We start from the raw sequence: 21,942 nt of genomic DNA on the forward strand, positions 1-21,942 counted from the left end.
AAAAGTATTGACAATATGATTTAATAGTATTAAGATCTTCTTGTCGATTATAGAACATATGTTCGAAATAAAAGAAGATAAATTTATGCCAAATTTATTAGGACAGAAAAAATTATAAAAATTTAAATTTAAAGGAGAAAAATTATGTCAAGTACAAACAAAACATTATTAGGGTTAAATTTATGGGAAGCATCGGATAAACCGGTCAGGCAAGATTTTGTCAATGATAATACCATTATTGATGACAAGATAACTAAGATAAATAGCAATCTAGATAATGTAAATAGCAATTTAGATAATGTAAATAGCAATTTAAGTGATGTAAAGGGTAAGGCCCCTACTGACTTGACTTATATAATGGCATTTATACCACGTATAGTCGACTTTATTAGTACTGGACAAAGCGCAAATATGTTAAATGATATAACCTATATAATTAACACAAAAGGAATTCTTAGTGGTGCTTTTGGATTTTCAAACAGGTTATATACTGACAAACCTGCAGGAGCATCAAACTGGGGATACGTGGAATATTTTAAACATGCTGATAGCTACGTTACTGTTAAGTTCTACTCAGAAAGTAATATTGATATTTTTATAGGCCGGTTTATATTAGGAGAATCAACATGGTCTCAGCCTTGGAAAAAGGTTCAATACAGTACTTAAATGATCATTTTACGTTGGCATTGCATCTGTGGTAATCCATACCATTGTACCAGCAAAATTGTGATCAACACTCACAAATTTGTTAGCTGTTCCATCGAAGTAAACATCAGCAACAGCATTTGCAGTGCTATCCCACAGCAAAAAGTGTCGCAGACCAGCAGGACGGTACCCGCTTGGAACGCTTCTCTGGTTGAGCCATGAATTTAATATGTTAGCTTCGACTATATTGCCTTTTCGGATAAAAATGTCACTGCCTTTTAATACAAAATCACTTTTATCAACTTTATTACTTAAATTGCTATTTACTTAAGTCAGACGGAACTACGTATACTCCTTCATAAAAGGAGTATACGTATAAAATAACGTACTGGTGTATAAAACATCATAATCAAGATGGAAGACGAGAATTAATATACGAAAAATTTAATTACAATCAATTATGTAATAAAACTAATAAAATTAGAAAAATGAAAGGAGGAATCTATTATTTATGAACCGACCTGAATGCTTACATATTCCCACCCTATATGAAGGAAAAGAAACACAAATTTCTTGGGGAGTGGTGGAAAATGATAAGAATTATTTATTACAGCGTATATTTAACAAAACCTTTTCACAGGCCTTATCTGGATACAACTGGGACAATTTTGACAGTACTGATGCTCCCTGGAGCCAGTACGATCAAGCCGAATTAAACTGGAATCAAATTGAAACAAAAACCGGCAAAGGTCGGCACTGGGAACGCCTGGACTATGATCAGTTAAATTGGTCACAGATTGAGAAACAATCGTTTACCTGGCATCAAACAGAAAATCGTGAAATTGATTTTGAAATATTTAAAGGTCCGGGAACTGACCAGCCAGACATTGAGAAAGGGTGTACATGGTTAGAATTGGACGAGCTTGATAAAGCCTGGAGTAGCTTGGAAGAATCCATACATTCTTGGAAAGAAGGAGAACGGATAACTCTGCCTGGTATTACCTGGGAGAGTATTGACTCCAGATGGTTGACCTTTAAAGAGTGGGAAACAAAAGATCTTACTTTTCAAGAATATGATACACAAAAATACATAGAAGAACATCGGGGTATGAAAGACTTCATTCCCATTGGGGCAAGTAGTGCAATGTATCGAATTAAGTCATTGGATTTGAAAGAAGAGTCCGATTATTTAATAACAGAATCGATGCCCGTTATTCCTATATTTTACCGAAATAGTAAGAGAGAATATCCGGTTAAATCAGGTAATCGCTATGTTGTACTGTTGAAAGCCCATGAAGTCACAGGTCTGGAAAAAATTCGTATGAACTTACGATACAATCCGTATTTATTAAGATTAACCAACTTTGCAGCCAGCGGTCTGAATAATATAACACAACCCGGTAATTATCCAGAAGAAAAAATAATAATTTATTCCAGTACTCCTGGAAACATAAGGTTTCAATCAACCAGACATTTAAGAGAGAATGAATGTTTTAGCGGTTCCATCGCATTGGTAGAACTAGTGGCCATAGGTAATGGAAATGCAGTAATATCACTATATTAAGATCAAGAAAGGATTAAATGGACGATAAAAAGGTTTTAGAAGATCACAATGAGAAAAATGAATGGGATCTGTCAGATACAAAAACTGTGGAAAATGAATCAAATATAGAGGACAATGGAATAAAAGGTCTTAGTGCAATGCGTATGCAGACCTCGCAGTCCACTGATGACGATACTTTTTCAGATATCAAACAGTATCCGGAATCCCCATTTAACTACTTCGAAACAAATCAATTAAATGTTAGATTGAGCACAGGTGATGTGCAGTATGAGGTAACAGATTTTGTTTTGCCAGGCAAAGATGGCTTTGACATTTCCATTGCCAGACGGTATGACTCAGGCTGTGCAAATCTAGAGGATATGGATCCTCATTTTAAAAATGATAAGCTAACGACAGGATCTAAGAGTAATAGTTACTATGCTGACACTTATGGATTAGGATATGGCTGGTCCTTTGTTCTTCCCTCAATTGAGACTGTGCGTTATTTAAAATATTCTTACATTGATATGTCTGGGCTTAATAAGAAGCCAATTATAATTGAGCAGCCTGCATATGATTATATATTGCATCTGGAGGATGGAAGAAGTTTAAAAATGAGCCGGTACTTAGACGGTTTTTTGGACTATAGCCTAAAGGATATCAATATCATTGAAAGTTCAGGGACGATTCATCACCCTTACGCTCCTCATATTTCAAAAAATTACGATATCATAATAGAATACAAAAATGGTAACAAGGATTATTTTAAAGACGTCATGGATTTAAAAGGTAAAGATAATTCATATATACCATATAGTTTTAAACTTAAGGCCAGAAAAGATAAGTTTGGAAATGTTATTTTCTACGATCTGCAAAATGAGGGTGGCCTGACAATAATAGACACCTGGGGACGCAGCATTAGTCTTGAAAAAACAGATTATGGTCTTGTCTGGAACTTACCAGAAAGTACTGCGGGAAAAGAGTGTAAAATCATCTATCAGATTGATCGGTCACAACCACTAAAGCTTATATCTGTAACAGATCCAGAAGGGAACAGAACTCAGTATAACTACTATAATCCTGAAGATTACAAGGGCATTATGCGTTATTCCACCAAAAAGGCAGCAGGACATACTACTGAAATCAGACCACGTAGATATCTGCTGCTAGAAAGTATCACATATCCCAATCAGGCATCCACCCAATTTACCTATGGCAAGATATTTTACATTATAAATGATTACGGTGGAAGGATGACACATTATGGATTGACGATGAAAAAGGATATTGCTGATGGAGCCATATACAACCAGAGCGAATATGACTACAAGCTGGATTCCGGGCATACTTATGACACCATTAATGGCTATTATATCAACTACGCAGATGTAAAGCATCATCAGGACATTCAGGAAACCCACCAGTTCGATTCAGACGGACTGCTAATAAAAAAAGAAGTTCGTCATCAAAATTCGCTTATTTCAAAGAGTTTATATGAGTACAGGGATAAATTAATTGTGTCAGAAGTTGATCAGGTGTTTGATAGGAATAATGAATCAAAATATCTGGAAAAAAAGACATTTTGTAAGTACTCCGCTGACCGTAAAGCTAATGTCGTACAGCTTTTGGAGGAATATTCTAATGACTCTTCATGTAATCAGGAGATAAATACCAGCTATGGAGACTACAGTATTATTGTTGAAACACAAAGAAAAAAAGGTAATGACCAGATTAGAGAAACCAATGAACTTCATACGGAATTAGGAAACCGGGTGATAAAATTCCATTGTGTCTATCAAAATGGAATCCTGAAAGAAAAGACAGGATATGATTATAACGATTCTCAAAATCCCTATTCTGTGACAAATGAAAGAAGATATTACCTTACGGGAAGCGGTAATCTTGAGCAGTCAAATGAATACATAGAAATAATATATAAATACAGCAATCCATCCCATGTGATAAGCCGATACACAAACAAATTCATATCAAAAGAACAAAATGGCATTAAAGATGCAGATGGCAGGCCCTGTGATCTCATAAAAGAAGAGTATCAATACGATAACTGGGGGCGAATGATTACTAAAAAAGATGCCAGAAATCAAATCACGACCTTTGGCTATGATAAAATGGGGCGAGTGGTATCCGAAACATCACCTCCTTCAGACGGTCAGCAAGTTATAAATGAAACCTATTACAATGTTCGTTTAAACTACATAACAAAAACAGATGCAAACCATCAGAAGAGACGAATTCAATATACTCCATTAGGACAGGTCCAGCAGGTTTGCCTTGCAGTATCCAATGAACCAGGTGCTGGTGATGTGGTACTTCAGGATTACCGGTATAATACATGGGGAGAAATGACCCAGGTCATCACCTATGATGGAACAGGCACCGCAGCCAATCACGTACGAAAGACAGAGTATTATACCTACGATTCATTTGGCCGATTATTATCTCGTGAGATTCCCCAAGTTGGTTATGAGGAAAAATACGAATACAATGAGGTATTTACCGATTCCACAGATGGAAAAAATTATTTCCGGGAAATTAAAAAAATAATAGGAGATCCTTCTGCTCCAGATATTGTGACTGAGCGTTATAAAGATCAAAAAGGACAAATCAGGAAGGAACTTTTAGCTGGAGAGAAAACGTTTGTCTTCGAATATGACAATGCGGGAAATAACATTCGAAAAGTAAATGCCAGGAACAAAGAAGAGAGATGGGAGTACGATTATGCCAATCGGGCAGTAAAATCCATACGTATGGAATCTGACCAGGCGAGGGTCACCAGCACTCAATATGATGCATTAGGAAACAAACGATTTCAATGGGATGAAAGTGGAAAGCAGACCGAGTTCCAATACGATCATACAGGACGTCTGATTCAAACTATTTCACCATTTGATCATCGCAGTCAAATAGTAAAATATTACTATGATGGAGCAGGAAATGTAATAGGAGAAAAGAAAGCGCAAGACCATGGCTGGCAAGAGACCAGATATGTTTATGACGCCAGAAATCGATTAATAGAAACCTGTCAGTACCTAAGCTCCGACAGCTGGATTAAGACCGTTTGTCGATATGATGTGTTGGATCAGGTCATTTTAAGAAGGACTGGAGATACACCATATGCTGAAGGGCGAGAGGTGGTGAAATACGTTTATGATCGATTTGGAAACGTCACAGCAATGACAGACGCCCGTGGATGTACGGAATATCTTGAGTACGATAAGGTCGGCAGACTAATAAAAAAAACGGACAGAAATAAAGATCAAATTATTTATCAAAATGATGCCTTAGACCGCCTCATTAAAGAAACTATACAAAAAAGGACTTCTGATGGATTGTTAAAGAGTGAGAGAGAATACGCCTATAGTAAGAGTGGCAAACGGATTCGAGAGATCAGCAAAGAATTCATCGAAGGAAAACAAACATTACTGCTCGAAACAAAATATTATTATGATAATAAAGGTCAGCTCTCTTATCAGGAAGATCCGGGAAGTACCAAAAAGTATACCTATGACATTTACGGAAATCGCCAGTCCTTTCAATTATCCCGAATAGGTAAAGCCAACCCGGAGATAAATCTCTATTATATCTATGATGACTTATACCATTTAAAACAGGTAAGGAAAAATAGTGCTGCCGGAGAGGTACTGTCAGAGTATGAATATGACGTAAAGGGCAACCGAAAAATCCTTCGTTATCCTCAGACTGGTATGGAGACCATTTATCAATACAATGATGGAAACCGGGTAATATCCTTAGAAAATAAGCGGCAGGGAACTGTTATTTCTGCTTGGCAATACAGCTATGATGTTAACGGAAATATTCTTAGTAAGATAAATAGGGGTGGTCCAGTACCGGTTACAATTTCCTATTCCTATGACAGTCTTGGACGCCTGACAGCAGAAGATTATTCCGGATGGAAGCGAACCCATTATACTTATGATGCTTATTCCAATCGCACTAAAATGATGGTGGAAGGAAGAACAAAGGACGAGTTGGTAAGTGTAACCAGTTATGAGTATGGATTAAATAACAGACTGGAAAAGGAGATAAAAAAGCAAGGGAAAATAACAGAAACATATCAGTACCGTTATGATGATAATGGAAATGAAACCTTCCGAATTTGGGAGAAAACATCTCCAACACCCGATTATCCAGGAAACGTTAAGCTATCAGGAGGTATGAAAATTGTAACTCCCACGGTTTACGAATGGAGACATTATAATGGATTCAACCAACTGATCCGTATTAATCAGGATGAGAAAGAGATCACATATCAATACCGTGGAGATGAACTTCGCCATAGCGTTGCAGTAAGAGAATTAACCAAAAGTAAGAATAAAATAAATGAGTATTACTGGGATGGAAGTAATATTGTAGGGGAACAGGTTGATAACGAAACGCTTAAAATCTATATAAGGGGAATCAACTTAATTGCCTGTGAAACAGATCATGTGTTATACTACTATATATTAAATGAACATGGTGATGTAGCCCAGCAATGGGGTCCAAACGGAGTATGTAAATCCTCATATGAATATGATGCATTTGGTGCGGAGAGAAATCCTGATAAAGAGGATAAAAATCCGTTCCGGTATTGTGGTGAGTATATAGACGTAGAGACAAATACCTATTATTTGCGTGCAAGAAGCTATCGCCCAGAGACGGGCCGTTTCCTTAGTGAAGACAGTGTTGAAGCTGTTACAAGCAAAATGCCCAATAAACAGGAAATTCCAGATCCGCTAAGTTTAAATAAGTATACCTATTGTCACAATAATCCTGTATTTTATACAGATCCAACTGGTCATTTTGTATTGCCACTTTTGGTTGTTACAGCTTTAGTTGGTCTTGCTGCTGGTGCAATTGCAGGTGGAGTATCATCAGCAATAAAGGGTAAGTTTTCAGTGGAGGCAACTCTCAAAGGAGCGGCGATTGGTGCAACAATAGGTTTGACTGGAGGGGCGGCGCTCGCATATGGAGTGACAGGAAGTGCCCTGGCATCTACTGGAGCAGTTGCGTCAGGTCTTGGATTTGGCGTAACAACAGCTGGTTCCGCTGGAACAGCAGGCTTTAGTCAGGCTAGGCAGCTGGTACAGGCTCAGCAGGCGAAAGCTGCTGAGGGGGCGAATAAATCACTTGGCCAGATTATGGGTTCTAGTTATGACATAAGTAAAATACAAAAAACACAATCGTACATCTATCAGGAGAATGTTAATATTATAAAAGAAGCAATTATCAAGCAAGGCCCTGGTTCTATAACACCGATCGAGATAAGAGTTCATGATGGTCAGGCACTGGTAGTTGAAGGACATCATAGACTTGAGGCATTTCTACAGTTAGCCTATGATAGGGTACCAATAAAATATATTCATAGTAATCAGCTAGGTAGGATTCAAAAAGATGGATTCACCTATTATAGAAGTCTGCAAGAATTATTAGATGGATTGAAAAAATAAAGGAGGTGACACTGTGGACGACATAATTAAATCAATTATTGATGAATATATTACGAATGTGAATGAAGTTTGTCATAAATTATTAGATGGAATAAATACACAAGAAAATCTGAAACTTAAAACAAAGTGGGATTTTTTTGAGTATAGAAGTCTGGTTAGAAAGACGGAATTTAACATAAGCGGTATTAATTACTGCTTACATGGAAGGGGTTGCTTTGCATTTAGTGATGAAATATTCTTGAATTGGAACTTTGGTTATAGAAGTCGATGGTGCGGTATAGATCCGTACATGCTGGGGATGACCCTTAAAAAAAACAATAGTAAACATGTTGAATATTATGATGGAAAGCTAATAAAGGCAGCTTGTGAACAAGCATTGCTTAAAGGAGAAATGTTTGAAAAAGGTGGACTTTATCATTACTCTATACCAATAAACGAGACATTTTCTCCTGATTTTCCAAAAGAATACGATACATTAGTTATAGAATATTTTGATGAAAAATGGACAATTCCAAGAAATAAGGTTATTGATAAATTCTTACGCAAAAGCAATAGAGTATATAATCAAGTATATGACAGTAAAAATAGATATATTTTACGGTTTTTATTAGACAGCAAGGAAATATATTCAATTCCATATGATGACATTTGCTATCCTGAAAATGCAATTAAAATAATGACAGACGATATTATTTGGAATTTAAAAAGAGTGTCATAATAGTATTAAGAAAATGTACAGTGGTAGATGAATATGTTCTATTAATTAAGGATATTAAACTATGTCATAAGAATCTTTATAAGGATAAAGGAAGGGGGGCCACGCGCCTCCTTCCTTTATCCCGCATCATTTAGACTCCATGGTTCAACCCTAATAGCAAATATAAAAGCTTAATATTTAGTTGGGGCATATCTCAGCTACGGTAAGTTTTTAAGTATAATAGCCAGCAGAACATGATCAAGAAATCGAAAAGATCCTGCTTAGTTTTGATATAATCTGACCAGTATGCATGGCACTAAATTAGAGCTATTAAAAATTCTTTTTTTACTTACAAAAGGTCTTCTTTACATTCCAAAACTTTTTAAAGTGAACAATGTATGATAAATTATTATCAAAGTTTTCATGCAATTAATTAACTTAAAAAACTGTTATTAACAGCGAAAAAGTGAGGAGAATGATATGAAAAAAGGAATATTTGTGGGTATTGCTGCGATGGCGGCAGCTGCGGCAGCTGTAATTGTATTATCTGGTCCGGCTTATAACAGTCTGGACAAATCCGGGAAAAAGAATGTTCAGGAAGCGGCAGCTGAAGGCACGCTGGAACCTGAATCAGAAGTAAACAAAAAACAGGCAGACATCGTTATAATCGGAGCGGGGGGAGCTGGTATGACAGCGGCTGTTGAAGCCACACAAAAAGGAGCTACAAATCTGATTGTATTAGAGAAAATGCCCATTACAGGAGGAAATACCGTCCGTGCCACGGGTGGTTTAAATGCAGCTGAAACACCGTATCAGAAGGCTGATGGAATTGAAGATTCCATTGAGCTTTTTGTGGAAGACACCATGAAGGGCGGCAAAAATTTAAATGATCCAAAGCTTGTTCAGGTGATGGCAGAGCAGTCTGCGGACGCAGTTACGTGGGTCAACGAAATAGGCGGAGATTTATCGGTAGTAGGTCAGTTCGGCGGAGCCAGTGTTAAGAGAATCCACCGGCCGTCTGATACATCGGCAGTGGGACCCATGCTTGTAAATGCCCTTAATGCAAAGCTGAAGGAACTGGATGTACCTGTATTTTTGGAGACGGAAGCAGTACATATTTTACTGAACGAAGAGGGCGCCGTGGTGGGAGTGCAGGCGGCAACAAAGGGTGGAGAGCCTTATACCATTTCATGTAAGGCTGTAATTTTAGCATCTGGAGGGTTTGGTGCCAATTCTGAACTGGTGGTAAAATACAGAAAAGATTTGGACGGTTTTTGCACCACCAACCACTCCGGTGCCACTGGTGACGGAATTGTTATGGCGGGGGAGCTGAAGGCAGGACTTGTAGATATTGATCAGATCCAGACTCACCCTACCGTGAATCCGGATACAACCACCATGTACACAGAAGGCGTCCGTGGAAACGGAGCAATTTTAGTCAACCGGTCCGGAAAGCGTTTTGTCAATGAGTTGGAAACCAGAGATGTGGTATCAGAGGCCATTTTAAATCAGGAAGGAAAAACCTGCTTCATGGTATTTGACCAGTCTGTAAGAGAAAGCTTATCTGCTATTGAAAAATATATCGGTCAGGGCATCATTACCCAGGCAGACACTCCGGAAGAGCTGGCGGAGGCAATCGGCGTTGATAAGGATCAGCTGAAAGCCACACTGGAACAGTATGCAACGTATCAGACAGAGGGCAAGGATACAGAATTTGGAAGAGAAAGCATGGAAGTTCCATTAAACAAGCCTCCTTATTACGCCGGACTGTGCGCTCCAGCGGTTCATCATACCATGGGTGGTGTAAAGATTGATACAGCTACCCAGGTTCTAAAAGAAGACGGAAATGCTATCCCAGGACTATTTGCAGCCGGAGAGGTAGTTGGAGGCGTTCATGGAGCAAACCGGCTGGGAGGAAACGCAGTGACTGATATTGTGGTTTTCGGAAGACTGGCGGGAAATGCGGCGTATGACTATGTTATGAAAAATGGCGGGTTTACGGAGAAAACCATGAAAGCTGCAGGCGAAGAGGAAGCAGCACAGCCAGAAGTAAAGGGGAATTATAAGGACGGAACCTATACAGGAACAGGAAAAGGAAATAACGGAGATATTACAGTAGAGGTGGTGGTAAAAGACGGAAGTGTGACCTCTATAGAATTGACAGATCATCATGAGACTCCTGGAATCTATGAGGCAGCAGAGAAGACGGTTACATCTGCCATCATCAAAACTCAGAGTACTACTGTTGATGGAGTATCGGGAGCGACCAATTCTTCCAATGGAATCAAAAAAGCGGTTGCAGCGGCTCTTGAAAAAGCAAAATAAACTTTTAATTATAATAGTAATAAGGATAGCGCTGGTAATATTTCGGCGCTATCTTTCTATGCTTTTTTCCGAACTGGATTTACTTTTTTTCATGAGCAGTTATAATTAATATAATATTTATATACTTAGCAGGACACAGGAGGAAATCTTCACCCCAATGATCCTCCTGTATGCAGTCTGGGAGGAGTTCACAGTCTGATCTGGAATTCCAAATGCTTTGACCGGGCATTTGAATTGGCTGGAGACAGTCCTTATCTGGGCATGAAACTATGCATTGGCTGCTGGCTGGAAGATCGTGGTTTTGGAGATCTGAACGAAGATATCAGCAGATATGCAAAGAAGGATAAAATATTGGTGGTACATTTCCGAAATGTAAGCAGTACAATTCCCTATTTTGAAGAGACCCTTTTGGAAGATGGTTATGGGGATATGAACGAGATTTTAAAACAGCTGATTTTAAGCGGATATGACGGACAGATCAATATTGACCATCCATTCTTTTTGCCGGAAGGAAAAGGTCCATCTCCTGTATCAGAGGCGTATATGTTGGGGTACTTAAAGGGAATGATTCACAGTGCATATAAATCTCTTTCGTGAAAATGTATTTGAACTATTTACGGTTCAACGTTATAATAGAAAAAATAATTTACGGGAACTTTGCAGGATAAGGAAAGGAAGACAGAATGAAGACGGTCAGAGTAAGAGATGTAGTCATTGGCGAAGGTATGCCCAAGGTATGCGTTCCGATTGTTGAAATAAAACTGAAAGATGCGGTAGCATTTGCCGAAAGCCTGGAAGCAGCCGGAGCTGATATAGCGGAATGGCGGATTGACTGGTTTGATGAGGCATATGAAATCAGTAAAGTTGTGGAAGCAGCAGGGTGTATCCGGAAAGCATTGAAGGAAGTTCCTCTTCTTGCAACCTTTCGGACTGCAAAAGAAGGCGGAGAAAAGGAAATCAATGTAAAGCAGTATATTGATTTAAATCTTGCACTGATCCGCTCCGGTTATGTGGATATTATCGATGTGGAATTGTTTTTTGATGAAGAAGCTGCAAAGATTCTTGTGGAAGAAGCTCACAGGCTTGGAGTCTGCGTCATAGCTTCCAATCATGATTTTCAGAAAACACCGGAAAAAGAGGAGCTGTTTCGCCGTATAAAGCTGATGATTGAACTGGGCGCAGACATTCCTAAAATTGCAGTAATGCCCGAAAACGTGGAAGATGTTATGGTACTTCTGACAGCAACCTATGAGATGTCCCGCTATCTATCAGACCGCCCCATCATTACTATGTCCATGTCGAAAGAGGGTGTGATCAGCCGGTTTTCCGGTGAATTTTTTGGATCTGCACTGACCTTTGCAGCTGTTGGAAAAGAATCGGCACCCGGACAGATTGAAGCAGGCAGTTTAAAAAAGATGCTCAGCCAGATCCACGATATTATATCGTAAATTTGCCGTTTCCTGCGGAACTTGCTTTAATAAAAAGGATCTTGACAAATATAAGGAAACCTCATATACTAAAAACTAACTTCATATATAAACAAAAGCATTGATAAGAACAAGTAACAGTACGTAAAACCAGACAGAAAGCAGCCGGTTGATGAAAGGCGCATGGAAAACGGACTGCGAATACATCTTTGAGCTTCGCTCCCAAAGGCATGATTGCCCAGTAGGCGGCGACGGATTCCTGCACCCGTTATTGTGCTAGAGTATCAGACGGTACTTGAAGAGATAAGCAGCGTGAGCTGTTTATAAAAAAAGGTGGTAACGCGAGATTTTAACCTCGTCCTTTTAACAGGACGGGGTTTATTTTTTTGTAAAGGAGAATTGGAATGACAATCTACGAAGAACTGAAAGCCAGAGGGCTGATTGCCCAGGTGACCAATGAAGAAGAGATCAGCAAAATGGTCAATGAAGGAAAGGCAGTATTTTACATTGGATTTGACCCCACAGCAGACAGTCTCCATGTGGGACATTTTATGGCTCTGTGTTTAATGAAACGTCTGCAGGAGGCAGGGAATAAACCTATCGCATTAATCGGCGGAGGAACCGCAATGATTGGCGATCCTTCCGGAAGAAGCGACATGCGTCAGATGATGACAGTGGAAACTATCGCCCATAACTGTGACTGCTTTAAACAGCAGATGAGCCGTTTTATTGACTTCTCCGACGGAAAGGCAATGATGGTAAACAACGCGGACTGGCTGATGGACTTAAACTACGTTGAATTCCTGCGGGAAATCGGTCCTCATTTCTCAGTAAACCGTATGCTCAGTGCAGAATGCTACAAACAGCGTATGGAAAAAGGATTAAGCTTCCTGGAATTCAACTATATGATCATGCAGAGCTACGATTTCTATGAGCTGTTCCAGCGCCATGGCTGTAACATGCAGTTTGGCGGTGATGATCAGTGGAGCAATATGCTTGGAGGAACCGAACTGATCCGCAGAAAGCTTGGTAAGGATGCTCATGCAATGACCATCACCCTGCTGTTAAACTCAGAAGGCAAAAAGATGGGAAAGACCCAGTCCGGTGCTGTGTGGCTTGATCCGGAAAAGACTTCTCCATTTGATTTCTTCCAGTACTGGAGAAATATTGCCGATGCTGATGTGTTAAAATGTCTGCGTATGCTCACCTTCCTTCCTTTAAGCCAGATCGATGAGATGGATAGCTGGGAAGGCAGCCAGTTAAACGAGGCAAAAGAAATTCTGGCTTACGAGCTGACTAAGCTGGTACATGGGGAAGAAGAGGCAGAGAAAGCCAAAAAGAGCGCAAGAGAGCTGTTTACAGGCGGAAATGCAGAAAATATGCCATTATGTGAGCTTGATGAAGCTGATTTTACAGATGGCAGTGTTGATATTTTGACCATTCTCCAGAAGTCCGGACTGGCACCCTCCCGTTCAGAAGCAAGACGGAATGTGGAACAGGGCGGAGTTACCGTTGAGGGAGAAACCGTGAATGACATAAAAGCTTCCTATACCAGAGAACAGCTGGCTGACGGAGCTGTTGTTCGCCGGGGGAAAAAGAAGTTTGTGAAAGTGATTGCTAAATAAGGATGTATTAGTATAGAGAGAAAGGGCTGTATCCATATGAAACGGATACAGCCCTTTTTTATGGCCACAACGCAGCCTTTTCCTGTTTTTTTATGGAAAGTGCGAAATTTAGTTTTTCGTCGTCAATGGTAAGACCCAGCAGATACTGGTATTCATTTTTCAGCTTTTCATAGATACGAAGGATGGGCCTGCAGCGGACCGCTGTTGTTTCAAGAATGGAGTCCAGATTGGTGACTGCAATGGTTACAATATCCGGATCCACAAGCTGGTCGTTTTTCATGCTTTCCAGGATGTTTGTTATTTTTTCCAATGGATAGGAGTCCTTATAACTTCTTGTTCCCGTAAGTGCACTAATGATATCTGCGATGGCAACCAGGCGTTCCTCTTTTGATAAATCCTTTGCAAAGAGACCTTCGGGATAGCCGGTACCGTTTAACTTTTCATGGTGGCGCAGAGCAATCCGTTCCACTGCTTCGTCGATGCTTCCGCCAAAGATCTCTTTCGTGTAACCTACATGAGTCCGCATAATATTCATTGCCTGCCGGCTTAGTTTACCGGGGTACTCAAGGATCTCTACCGGGACTGCTATTTTGCCCAGATCGTGAAGCAGGGCGCCGCAGAGAATTACATTTAAACGGTCCTCGGGATAGGATAGAAGTTTACCAAGTTCATAGCTGATACTTGTGGTAGTCATGGTGTGGGTGACGGTATGGTGGCTTCTGAAGTCAATAATAAAAACCAGCATTTTTAAATAATCCGTAATCGCCTCACCTGATAGTGGAATACCGATAAGAAACTGATTAAACTGAATGTCTGCTTTCCATTCTTCCTCAATGGAATTTTTAAAATCCAGTTTTTCCACCAGTTCTATGATATGGGAGGCATAAACGGTACCCTGATCTTTTTTCAGTAAGAAAAGTGTCTCCTCCCAGGAACAATTCTGCAGAGACATTAATACATCAATCCGGTCTGCTATATGAATCAGCTGTCCCAAATCCTTCATCAAAGGATCCAGACTACTTTGTTTTTCCAAAAAATCCCAGTTGAGATGGTGCAGGAGTACTGCGGGAGCGAAATCCTTTAAAGGCGAGAAGTAACGGATAAAAAGATATCCATAAAACGAATGGTCCCAGACATCTTTTGTTTCAAACTGAAGCATTCGGGAGATCTCTTCTGTCTTGTAGGCTCCCACATCATGAAGCTGAGCCACAAAGCAGATGTTTCTCAGTTCTTCTTTTGTAAAACGACTATTTTCTCTAAGCATCTGAAAAACAATGTAAGATACATGGGAACCATGCTCTGTAAGCCGTGGATCAATGTAATTGCAAAAACGGCGAATAATGTTTAGAATGCTTTCGTTATTAATATCTTTGGTGTACTGAACCTGCATGCATGCGATTCTCCTTTCGTACAAAACTCTGTATCACAGTTTACCATATTCGACCAGATATGGAAAGAAGAGATTCACATCTTTGGTGTGTAAATTTTAGATATAGCCGGGGAAAACGAGTTGAGAATAATGGAAAGCGGTTGTATAATAAACTGGTTAGTATCATGAGAAAGGTGCTTATGGAGGGAATCGCATGAAGAAAGAAACGACGGGTTACGTTCAACTGATTGAAGAAAGGTTAATTTACGACAATCCCCTTGCCAAACCGGAAGATATTGAAGGCTTCGTGGTAGAAGGAAAGGCATCAATAAGTTTTGATGAAGGCAGTTTGCGTTTAAAAAACAGCCTTGATGAGGAGTTAGGACAAAAAGCCAATTACGTTTTGTGGTGTCCGAAGGAATTTCCGGAAAATGTTAAAATTACATGGGAGTTTAAGCCGATTACGGATCAGGGGCTTTGTATTTTATTTTTTGCTGCTAAAGGACGGAATGGGGAAGATTTATTTGATTCCACCCTGGCAGAACGGACGGGAGAATATCCTCAGTATCACAGCGGTGACATCAATGCATTCCACGTATCTTATTTCCGCAGAAAAGAGCCGGATGAAAGAGCGTTTCATACCTGCAATTTAAGAAAAAGCCATGGGTTTCACCTGGTTGCACAGGGGGCGGATCCGTTGCCCGGCGCAGCAGATGCACTGGATTTTTACCGGATATCCATACGCAAATATCATGGAGATATTCGATTTTCCATTAATGATATGACTGTGTTTGAATATAATGATGAGCTGGAATTTTTTGGAAAGCCGTTAAAAGGCGGAAAAATTGGATTCCGTCAGCTGGCCCCGCTGACTGCTGATTACAGAAATCTGAAAGTATTCGAATTATGTTAACTGATTTAAAGATCAAAAATCTGTTTGCCATAAAAGACGGAAAATATGAAAAGCGCCTGTTTACCCAGTTTCTCCTGCTTGTAACGGTTCCTCTTATTGTTATGGGGCTGGTTTCTTACTGGATCTATGTCAATGGAGAGACAGAAAAAAGCAGACAGGCGCTGGAATCTTACTGCAATAGCGTGGCCAATGAGTACGAGAACCTTTTTTCCTCTGTCAGGGAATATTATCTGGACAGCACAAGCAGTACATCCATCAAATGGCTGGTCAATCAAAAGGATGTCCCCTATTCCCAGTATAAAGAAGTGAGGCAGGCCCAGAACATGCTTCAGGGTAATTACTTTTTGTCCAAATACATCGGTTTTTACAATTTTATTAATGTAAAAGAGGGCTGGGTTCTCAGCAAGTATGGAATGTACAACTATAAAGATTTAAAAAACAGGGAAGAGACAGAACTGTTTTTACAGGATCAGAAAGAAGTTCCGTTATCTCTTTACTGGCTGAACCGGACTGATGTATTGGGCCCCTATCAGGATGGGGCAAAGGAATCCGGATTCATTGATACATCAGGAGAGCTGCTCATTGTAAAGGAAGAGTATGCAAGTACCGGACTGGTCTATCTGCTCACAGTCCAGCTGAATATGGCACAGCTTGGAAGTCTGACTGAGCCCTATCAAAAAATGGGTTATGATGTGACTGTGTTAAGTCAGGGTAAGGTTTTGATGGAAACCAATCCGGATTTTACAGCTGCGTTTCTAAAATCGGGAAATAATGAGAAGACAGACGGAGGATTTTTTTCATCTCCCAAAGGGAATAAATACCGTTATAGTGTCAGTCGTTCCGGCAGTAACGGTCTTGTTTACATAACTGGAATGGATACGGAGAAAATGAAACGGGGCGGCATCGTGTTTGTGTTTGCTTCTGTTGCAGTCATTGCTGCATTTGGAGTGATACTGGTTCTTCTGCGTTTTGCTGCTTCTGTTTTTTCGGAACCTCTTTTGAAGCTTCAGAGATTTGTGGATGATCAGAATGTGCAGATCAGGGAGCTGTTTGTATCAAACCTTGTAAAGGGTGAGCTGAATATGGACCGGATACAGGATACCATGAAGAAATATGGAATGGAAGCATTTCATTCCTATCGTATGATTGGAGTTTCCTGTAAATCTGATGAAATAAAAAAGAATCTGACCCAGGAAGAGCAGGATGAGCTGAACAGGAAAATCCTGCTTGGCCTTCCACAGGAAGTGAAGGAAGCTTTCTTTGTGGCTCCGGTAATCTATGAGCACACTCTGTTATTTATGATTGGAGAAAATGATGATATAGAAGAGGATCATAAGACTGCGCTGGTCTATAAGCAGATGAAGGATTATATCATGGAGACATACGGATATCCGGCGGCTTTTGGAATCAGCCGGACCTTCCATAAACTGACCCATGCCAGAAGGGCGTATGACGAATGCTCGGAGGCACTTCACAGCAAAAATCATGACCGGAATGAAAATGGTCCCTCCCTGGTTCTTTATGATGATTATTCTCTGATGGATCCGGCTGGGAATGTTTATGACAGAATTGTGGAAGATGAGCTGATTCATGCAGTAGAAAGCTGCAATGAGGAAGAAGCCAGGCGTCTGCTTGATCTGATTTTGGAACGGCTTGAGATCAAAGGGGCTTCCGGCATGGAGCGGACCTATTATGTCACCCGGCTTTTGACAGCCATCCTGGATATCCCGGCAAAGGTCTCTATGCCCCTTTCTGATATTTTTGACAGCGAGCAATATGACGTCTTATCCAAGGCATCAAGAATTTACGGAAAAAAGGAACTTTTCACCTATCTGTTTACGGAAATTTTAAATCCGGTGATGAAGGCCCTTAACGATTACCGGCAATTAAATTCCTGTGACATTGCAAAGCAGGTGACAGCCATGATTAAGTCAAGCAGTGGCAATATAACCCTGAATGAGTGTGCGGATGCCTTAAGCTATCACCCCAATTATATCAGCCGGGTACTAAAACGGGAAAAGGGGATGTCATTTACGGACATGGTCAATGAAGAAAAGCTGAAGATTGCAAAGTACATGCTTCTGACCACCCAGGATCCCATAGCAGAAATTTCGGCCAGATTAAATTACAACAACGTACAGAATTTTATCCGTTTTTTTAAAACACAGGTGGGAATTACGCCACTGGCTTTTCGCAAAGAGCATCGGGAATAGGAAAAATCAGATGGAAACAAAATGATAATTCTAAAGGACAAGCCTTGGAAACTCCTTTTATTATAAGGGGATCCAGGGCTTTTTTGTGATAAAAATCAGGTTTGATCATGATTATTTACAAATGCAGATACCTGGTGTAGGATAACCTCACAACAGGGGAGCAACATTCGTAAGACAATCCCCGTAATATTGAGGAGGAGAGACAATGAGTCAGAAAGCAGAACGTTTCGTTCCGCAAAAAAGGGCTGGATCCCTAAAGCAGGCATACCGCTCTCATAAGTGGCTGTATCTTATGATCATTCCGGGAGTGATCTATCTCTTGGTTTTTCATTATCTGCCCATGGGTGGTCTTGTCATGGCATTCCAGGATTTCAGCCCTTATAACGGAGACACCATGATGGGGGCATTTTTTCACAGTCCGTTTGTGGGATTGGCAGTTTTTAAGAAATTTTTCACCGGACCGGATTTTATTCGTATATTAACCAATACGCTTTCCATTTCCATAGCCAGCCTTGTTTTTTATTTTCCAGCGCCCATTCTTCTTGCGCTTTTATTAAATGAAATCAAAAATATGGCATTTAAAAAAGCGGCTCAGACAATGGTTTACATTCCCCATTTTATTTCCATGGTGATTGTGGCGGCTTTAACTGCCCAGCTGTTTAGCACAACCGATGGTCTGGTTTACCACTGGCTCATCGGGATATTTGGAAAAAGTCATGCCCCGGATATCATGTCCAATCCAAAGCTTTTTGTCCCCATGATTGTAGGGCAGAACATGTGGAAGGAAACAGGATACGGAACGATTATATTTCTGGCCGCTTTATCTGGCGTTGATGTACAGCTTTATGAAGCTGCTGAAGTGGACGGAGCAAACCGGTGGCAGAAGATGTGGCACATTACCCTTCCGGCCATTCGATCCACCATTGTAATCATGCTGATCTTAAAGGTAGGAACTATTTTAAATACCGGCTACGAACAGATTTTCCTGATGCAGAATTCCATGAACCGTGCCGTATCTGATGTATTTGATACTTACATCTACACGAAGGGTGTAGTAAATGGAAACTATTCCATGGCAACGGCAGCAGGTATGTTTAAATCCATTGTCTGTATGATCATGGTACTAGGAGCAAATAAGCTTGCAAAGCTGTTTGGGGAATCAGGATTCTATTAATGGGGAGGTCCATAAAATGGCAAACACAAAAACAATCAAAATAAAACGAAGTCCGGGAGACCAGTTGGTTCAGGTGATTATTTACATACTGGTAGGGGGATTTGCACTGGCTACCCTGCTGCCCTTTGTATACATTGTGGCAGGATCCTTTGCTACAGAACGGGAACTGACAGAACGGGCATTTTTCGTATTCCCTCACACCCTTTCCTTAAATGCTTACCAGTATATATTTAAAACCGGTGATGCAGTAAAAGGGATTATAAACTCTGTTTTTGTAACAACCGTGGGAGTAATCATTAATATGGCGTTATCGGCTACACTTGCGTATCCATTGTCCAGACCTTATTTTAAGGGAAGAACGTTCTTTACCAACATGGTTATCATCACTATGCTTTTTACAGGAGGAATGGTGCCTACCTATATGCTGGTGGCAAATGTGCTTCATTTAAAAAATTCCTATTGGGCGCTGTGGCTACCGGGAGCAATTAATCCCTTTAATATGCTTATTATTAAAAACTATTTTCAGGGACTGCCATCGGAGCTTGAGGAAGCGGCCAGAATGGATGGATGTAATGATGGGGAAATATTTATTAAAATCATTCTTCCTTTGTCAAAACCGGTCCTTGCCAGTGTTGCCCTGTTTTATGCAGTTACCCACTGGAACTCTTATTTCAATGCAATGATGTATATTTCAGACAGCTCAAAGGAAGTGATTCAGATTGTGTTAAGGAGAATCATATTCCTCACCTCCAAGGTGGCCAATGAGAGCAGCTTCGATTGGGGAGCCTTTGGAATGCCGCCTCAGAAAGCGGTAAAAATGGCAACAACTGTAGTTGCCACCATTCCCATTTTATGTATTTACCCATTTGTTCAGAAGTACTTTACGCAGGGCGTTATGGTTGGCTCTGTAAAAGGATAAATAAAAGTTTAAAAGGAGAAGTGTTATGATGAAACAGGTATGGAAAAAGGCAATGGCAGTGACCCTTGCCGGTACAATGGCGCTGTCCATGGCGGGGTGCAGCTCCAAAACAACCAGCCAGACGGCAGGAGAGTCAAAAGAGTCAAAAACAGCGGAAGCGGGAGATGGAAAAGCATCTATTTCCATGATGGTTACCCAGTTTTATGGGACTGAGCTGAAAAATGATCATTCCGATGAAGTGATTAAAAAATTTCAGGACTATACCAATACCAATGTAGATTTCCGTTGGGAAGCAAACGACACCTATAATGAAAAGCTGGGTCTGGTACTCATGGATAAAGACAATATGCCTATGATTATCACTGGAAAAGGTGATTTATCAGCTAACGTGGTTGATGCAGCAAAGAAAGGTGCGTTCTGGGACTTAAGCGAATTTATTAAGGACAGTGCAAGCTACCCCAATTTATCAAAGGCAGATCCCCAGGTATTAAAATCCATGACAGTGGACGGTAAAGTGATCGGTCTTTACCGTGCAAGAGAAATCGGCAGATTTGGATTTTCTTACCGCACCGACTGGGCAGAAGCAGTGGGCATTACCGAGGCACCAAAAACAGTGGAAGATGTTTATAACATGCTTTATAAATTCACCTATGAAGATCCTGATGGCAATGGAAAGGATGATACATACGGGCTGGAAATGACCAAATATGTTGGACCAATTGATATTATACAGTCCTGGTTTGGAACCGGCAATGAGTGGGTGGTGCAGGATGGAAAGCTGATTCCTGTTCATCAGACCAAGGAATACAAAGAAGCCTTAACCTGGGTCAAGAAAATATATGATGACGGTCTGATCCGGAAAGACTGGGCAACTGTGGATTCCGGTACATTTGGTGATGCTCTTAAAAAGGGAGAAGCCGGTGCATTTGTAGATGTTATGGACAGTGCAAAAAGAATCTGGAACTACTATATTCAAAATGATATAAAATCAGTTACAGATCCGTCCAAGACAGCCACCATGACCATGGTAGGGCCGATTAACGGAAAAACACTGGCTACCAGCGGCTTTAACGGTTATTATCTGATCACCAAAGCAGGTGCAAAAACAGAAGAAGATGTGAAAAACTGCCTGCATTTCCTGGATAAGATGTGCGACAATGAAATGCTTGTACTGGCTGATTACGGTCTTGAAGGTGTTACTTATGACTTAAAGGATGGCAAAGTAGTGGTGAGAAATGATCTGGAAGTTCAGCAGACTCCTCACACTGGATTAAATCAGACCATCTGCTATATTCCAAACCTTGCTTCAACGGAACCGGTCCTGGAAAAGACAGAACCAACCATTGCCCAGGATAAGGCTTATGCAGAAAATAAAAAGGTTGCAGTCTTTAATCCGGCACTTGGTTATCTTGCTAATTCCGGTGTCAATGCAGAAGTAGGCACGGATATCGAACAGATTATTGATGATGCAAGAACCCAGTATATCTGCGGACAGATAGATGAAGCGGGTCTTGACGCAGCTGCCAAACAGTGGTTAGACAGAGGTGGTGACAGATTAATCGAAGAAATCAATCAGCTGTATCAGCAGGATACCGGGAAATAGGTTCAGCCTGGGCGGTGC

Annotated in this window: 13 protein-coding genes, 1 pseudogene and 1 other annotated feature; of the genes and pseudogenes, 13 read left to right on the forward strand and 1 reads right to left on the reverse strand. The window is 40.5% G+C overall.

Annotated elements, in window-relative coordinates:
• Positions 1–144: 144 nt before the first annotated feature.
• From ACOAOT_RS00895 to tyrS, 8 genes and pseudogenes are all read left to right on the forward strand, one after another.
• Positions 145–666, forward strand: a complete 522-nt coding sequence (locus ACOAOT_RS00895) for a hypothetical protein (RefSeq protein WP_420215210.1) — start codon at positions 145–147, stop codon at positions 664–666.
• Positions 667–1,156: 490 nt separating this feature from the next.
• Positions 1,157–2,209 carry a hypothetical protein gene (locus ACOAOT_RS00900; protein WP_420215211.1) on the forward strand — a complete coding sequence of 351 codons (1,053 nt, stop codon included), beginning with the start codon at positions 1,157–1,159 and terminating at the stop codon, positions 2,207–2,209.
• 17 nt (positions 2,210–2,226) lie between these two features.
• The gene (locus ACOAOT_RS00905; RefSeq protein WP_420215212.1) at positions 2,227–7,659 is read left to right on the forward strand and encodes an RHS repeat-associated core domain-containing protein; all 5,433 of its coding nucleotides are present in this window, start codon (positions 2,227–2,229) and stop codon (positions 7,657–7,659) included.
• A 13-nt stretch (positions 7,660–7,672) separates the two neighbouring features.
• Complete coding sequence (locus ACOAOT_RS00910) at positions 7,673–8,377, forward strand: DUF6896 domain-containing protein (protein WP_420215213.1); 705 nt, start codon at positions 7,673–7,675, stop codon at positions 8,375–8,377.
• Positions 8,378–8,836: 459 nt separating this feature from the next.
• Positions 8,837–10,681, forward strand: coding sequence for a flavocytochrome c (locus tag ACOAOT_RS00915; RefSeq protein WP_420215215.1), 1,845 nt, complete (start codon positions 8,837–8,839; stop codon positions 10,679–10,681).
• A 159-nt stretch (positions 10,682–10,840) separates the two neighbouring features.
• A pseudogene (locus tag ACOAOT_RS00920) lies at positions 10,841–11,278 on the forward strand (mannonate dehydratase); the annotation flags it as partial.
• Between the two features lie 86 nt (positions 11,279–11,364).
• A complete protein-coding gene (aroD, locus tag ACOAOT_RS00925) occupies positions 11,365–12,129 on the forward strand; it encodes a type I 3-dehydroquinate dehydratase (RefSeq protein ID WP_420215216.1) in 765 nt (254 codons plus the stop codon).
• A 91-nt stretch (positions 12,130–12,220) separates the two neighbouring features.
• Positions 12,221–12,474: a binding site (T-box leader), on the forward strand.
• 38 nt (positions 12,475–12,512) lie between these two features.
• Positions 12,513–13,733 carry a tyrosine--tRNA ligase gene (gene tyrS / locus ACOAOT_RS00930; protein WP_420215217.1) on the forward strand — a complete coding sequence of 407 codons (1,221 nt, stop codon included), beginning with the start codon at positions 12,513–12,515 and terminating at the stop codon, positions 13,731–13,733.
• A 58-nt stretch (positions 13,734–13,791) separates the two neighbouring features.
• Here the strand turns inward: tyrS and ACOAOT_RS00935 are convergent, their stop codons facing one another.
• Positions 13,792–15,123: an HD-GYP domain-containing protein gene (locus ACOAOT_RS00935; protein WP_420215218.1), complete on the reverse strand. Its 1,332-nt coding sequence runs from the start codon at positions 15,121–15,123 to the stop codon at positions 13,792–13,794.
• Positions 15,124–15,316: 193 nt separating this feature from the next.
• On the opposite strand from ACOAOT_RS00935, the gene ACOAOT_RS00940 reads away from it, so the two are divergent.
• The 5 genes from ACOAOT_RS00940 (at position 15,317) to ACOAOT_RS00960 (ending at position 21,924) form a co-directional block, all read left to right on the forward strand.
• A complete protein-coding gene (locus tag ACOAOT_RS00940; protein ID WP_420215219.1) occupies positions 15,317–16,015 on the forward strand; it encodes a DUF1961 family protein in 699 nt (232 codons plus the stop codon).
• The gene (locus ACOAOT_RS00945) at positions 16,009–18,228 is read left to right on the forward strand and encodes a helix-turn-helix domain-containing protein (RefSeq protein WP_420215220.1); all 2,220 of its coding nucleotides are present in this window, start codon (positions 16,009–16,011) and stop codon (positions 18,226–18,228) included. The genes ACOAOT_RS00940 and ACOAOT_RS00945 overlap by 7 nt, the downstream gene beginning before the upstream one ends.
• A gap of 205 nt (positions 18,229–18,433) precedes the next feature.
• Positions 18,434–19,402 (forward strand): ABC transporter permease, encoded by a 969-nt coding sequence (locus ACOAOT_RS00950; RefSeq protein ID WP_420215221.1) that lies wholly within the window; start codon positions 18,434–18,436, stop codon positions 19,400–19,402.
• A 16-nt stretch (positions 19,403–19,418) separates the two neighbouring features.
• Positions 19,419–20,321, forward strand: a complete 903-nt coding sequence (locus ACOAOT_RS00955) for a carbohydrate ABC transporter permease (protein ID WP_420215222.1) — start codon at positions 19,419–19,421, stop codon at positions 20,319–20,321.
• Between the two features lie 25 nt (positions 20,322–20,346).
• Entirely contained in the window at positions 20,347–21,924 is a 1,578-nt protein-coding gene (locus ACOAOT_RS00960) for an extracellular solute-binding protein (protein ID WP_420215223.1), read from the forward strand.
• The last annotated feature ends 18 nt before the right edge of the window (positions 21,925–21,942 follow it).

The sequence above is a fragment of the Lacrimispora struthionigena genome (genome assembly GCF_048627165.1).
Taxonomy (GTDB): domain Bacteria; phylum Bacillota; class Clostridia; order Lachnospirales; family Lachnospiraceae; genus Lacrimispora.